Here is a 3223-nt window from a genome sequence, read left to right as displayed (position 1 = left end):
CTCAGGCTCCGGCTTCGGCAGGGGCGATGCCTTGTGACAGCGCGCGCGCATGTTCGGCGCTGTATCCCAGGGCGGTCAGGATCTCCAGGCTGTGCTCGCCCAGCTTCGGGGGCGAGAGCCGCACTTCGAGATGCCTGCCATCCAGCGTCAACGGCAGCAGCACGGTCTTGGTCTGCCGGCCGTCGGGCAGCTCGATCGGTGCCAATGCCCCGCTTTCGTTCAGGTGCCTGTCATCGAGCAGTTCGTGCGGCATGGCGATGGGCGCGAAAGGCAGGCCGTTGGATTCGAACACCTCGGCAATGTGGGCGCTGTCGTATTGCGACAAGTGCTCGCGCAGCAGCGGGATCAGCCACTCGCGCGCCAGCACCCGCGCGTTGTTGCTGCCAAGGCGCGGGTCGTCGCGCAAGCCGCCCAACTGGAATGCGTCGCAGAAGACGCGCCATGCGCCATCGCTGACCACGGCCAGAAAGATCTGTTCGCCGTTCTTTACCTCGAACACGTCATAGATGGCCCAGGCGGAAATGCGCGCCGGCATGGGCGCGGCCGGCTTGCCCGTGACGGCGAACTGCATCATGTGCTGCGCGATCAGGAAAACGTTGTTCTCGAACAGTGCGCTTTGCACTTCCTGGCCCCTGCCGGTTTTCTCCCGCTGGGCGAGCGCGGCCATGGCTCCCATGGCGCCGAACATGCCGCCCATGATGTCGTTCACGCTGGTGCCCGCGCGCAGGGGGTCGCCGGGGCGGCCCGTCATGTAGGCCAGGCCGCCCATCATCTGCACGACTTCGTCGAGCGCCGTGCGGTGCTCGTAGGGGCCGGGCAGAAAGCCTTTGTGGCTCACGTAGATGAGCTGTGGGAAGCGGTCCTTCAGGCTCCCATAGTCCAGGCCGAGCCTGCGCATGGTGCCGGGCTTGAAGTTCTCGCACACCACGTCGGCCGTTGCGATGAGCCTGAGCGCGGCCTCCTTGCCCTCGGGCGTCTGCAGGTCCAGCGTGACGCTTTTCTTGTTGCGGTTGAACATGGGGAAGAAACCGGCGCCCGAGCCCAGCAGCTTGCGCGTGGCGTCGCCGTCGCGGCCATGCCCAACGGGTTCGACCTTGATCACTTCGGCGCCCAGGTCGGCAAGCATCAGGCCGCAGCTCGGCCCCATCACCATGTGTACGAATTCGACGACGCGGATGCCGGAGTAGGGAAGGTGGTTGTTGCTGTTCGTGTTCATGTCTTTGTTTTTCAGAATGCGCCGGCGCGGGTCATGCCGTGTTCGGGCCCGTAGCTGTCCTGCCCGAACCCCTTGGGCAGGCCCGCCAGGGGCGTCATGCCGTAGAGTGCCTCGCCGGGCAGGCCGCGCGCCAGGGCCTCGCGCGCGGCGATCAGCGCCTGGACATCGACGCCCGTGCGGATGCCCATGGCTTCGAACATGAACACCAGGTCTTCGGTCACCACGTTGCCGGACGCACCCGGCGCATACGGGCAGCCGCCCAGGCCCGCCAGAGAGGCGTCGAAAGTGCGCGTGCCCACGTCATGGGCGGCCAGGCAGTTGGCCAGGCCCAGCCCGCGCGTGTTGTGCATGTGTGCCGCTCCGGCCTTGCCGCCCAGCTCGGCGATCAAGCGCCTGAAAAGGCGCCTGACCTGCGCGGGGTTGGCCATGCCGGTGGTGTCGGACAGGCCGACTTCATCGACTCCGGCGCGCGCGCAGGCGGCGGCCAGCGCAATCACGCCGTCTTCAGGCACCACGCCCTGGATCGTGCAGCCGAAGGCGGTGGAAATGCCTGCTTCCACATGCACCCGTGGAGCCATTTCGTTGCGCAGGGCGATGATGTTCTTCACCTCGTCGATCATCTCCTCGGGCGTCTTGCGCACATTGGCGAGCGAGTGCGCGGGGCTGGCGGAAATCGGCATGGTGATCTTGTGCACGCCCGCTTCGATGGCCGCCTTCGCGCCGTGCAGATTGGGCACCAGCGCCATGACGGTCACGCCCTTGTGCCGCAGGGCGTGCGCGACCACCGCCGCGGTGTCGGCCATCTGCGGCAGCAGTTTGGGCGAGACGAACGAGCCCACTTCGATTTCGCGCAGGCCTGATGCGGCCAGCGCATCGATCCAGGCGCATTTGTCGGTGGTGGACATGCGGTTCTTGACCGATTGCAGGCCGTCGCGCGGGCCGACCTCGCTGATGAGTACTTCGAATGGGGGAGATGCTGTCGCCATGGGTGCGTCTTGGAATTCCTGGGTGGAGGCCGTCTCTTGACAGCATTCCAGTTGTTTCATATCGTGCTGTTAGATAGAACAATATTCTGTCTAATAAGATATTGCTGTGTGCCAACCAAGGATGTCAAGCCGTGGAACCAAGGGTTTATACGTATGCCTCGCAAATCCATGAATGAATCGCTGGCCGACGAGAACGCCGCTCCCGGCGGCGTGGCCGCCGTGGATCGGGCGCTTTGCCTGCTGGGGGCATTCCGCGACGGTGACGAAGGGCTGAGCCTGGCCGAACTCGCGCAGCGCACGCGCCTGTACAAAAGTACGATTTCACGGCTGCTGGCCTCGCTGGAGTTCGCGGGATGGGTGATCCGGCTGGATTCCGGGCGCTACGCCATCGGCCCGGCCGTGGCGCGGCTGCATACGCTCTATGCGCGGAATTTCTCGCTCGACCAGGTGGTGATGCCGGTGCTGCGCGCGCTGGTCACGCAGACTGGCGAGAGCGCCGCCTATCACGTGCGGCAGGGGCGGGAGCGGCTGTGCCTGTACCGGGTCGATTCGCCTCACCCCGTACGCGACCATGCCCGCGCCGGAGACGTGCTGCCGCTGGGCAAGGGAGCGGGCGGCCGTGTGCTGGTGGCGTTCGATCCGGAACTCTCAGAATGGGAACGCAAGGACCGCGTCCACTACGCCAAGGTGCGCGCGGACGGGTTCGAGGCGCTGGCCGGAGACCGCAGCAGCGAGATCGCCGGTATCTCCGTGCCCGTTTTCCGCAAGGGCGGCGAACTGGCGGCAGCGTTGACGCTGACCATGCCGGTGCACCGGTATGACGAGCGCTATGTGAAGAATGTGCTGGCGGCGGCGCGGGAGCTGGGCGCGCTGCTGCCTTGATGCGGCGGCCAACGCGCCGGGCCGGGCCGGCGCCGGCTCGGGCGTTATAGCAGGCGCTAAGAACGTGTTTACGATCTCTACGCAGGCGCGAGGAGATCGTGAACACGTTCTTACACCTGATCGGCGGACAACCCGGCCG

General features: G+C 66.1%; 3 protein-coding genes. 1 reads left to right on the top strand and 2 read right to left on the bottom strand.

Going from position 1 to position 3223, the window contains the following annotated elements; genetic code table 11:
* Position 1: 1 nt before the first annotated feature.
* Together ABWP92_RS17030 and ABWP92_RS17025 are read right to left on the bottom strand one after the other, a co-directional pair.
* Complete coding sequence (locus tag ABWP92_RS17030; protein ID WP_353236594.1) at positions 2 to 1216, bottom strand: CaiB/BaiF CoA transferase family protein; 1215 nt, start codon at positions 1214 to 1216, stop codon at positions 2 to 4.
* Positions 1217 to 1227: 11 nt separating this feature from the next.
* Positions 1228 to 2202, bottom strand: a complete 975-nt coding sequence (locus ABWP92_RS17025) for a hydroxymethylglutaryl-CoA lyase (protein WP_353236593.1) — start codon at positions 2200 to 2202, stop codon at positions 1228 to 1230.
* 153 nt (positions 2203 to 2355) lie between these two features.
* Here ABWP92_RS17025 and ABWP92_RS17020 point away from each other — a divergent pair, with 153 nt between their 5' ends.
* A complete protein-coding gene (locus ABWP92_RS17020; RefSeq protein ID WP_353236592.1) occupies positions 2356 to 3084 on the top strand; it encodes an IclR family transcriptional regulator in 729 nt (242 codons plus the stop codon).
* The last annotated feature ends 139 nt before the right edge of the window (positions 3085 to 3223 follow it).

It is taken from the genome of Diaphorobacter ruginosibacter (genome assembly GCF_040396215.1).
GTDB lineage: Bacteria > Pseudomonadota > Gammaproteobacteria > Burkholderiales > Burkholderiaceae_C > Diaphorobacter_A > Diaphorobacter_A ruginosibacter_A.
The sequence above is the reverse complement of the archived record's forward strand: the minus strand, read 5'-3'. Positions and strand labels throughout refer to the sequence as shown.

Coding starts and splice junctions, on each gene's coding strand:
- ABWP92_RS17025 (WP_353236593.1), bottom strand. CDS start 2,202: ATGGCGACAGCATCTCCCCCATTCGAAGTACTCATCAGCGAGGTCGGC.
- ABWP92_RS17020 (WP_353236592.1), top strand. CDS start 2,356: ATGCCTCGCAAATCCATGAATGAATCGCTGGCCGACGAGAACGCCGCT.
- ABWP92_RS17030 (WP_353236594.1), bottom strand. CDS start 1,216: ATGAACACGAACAGCAACAACCACCTTCCCTACTCCGGCATCCGCGTC.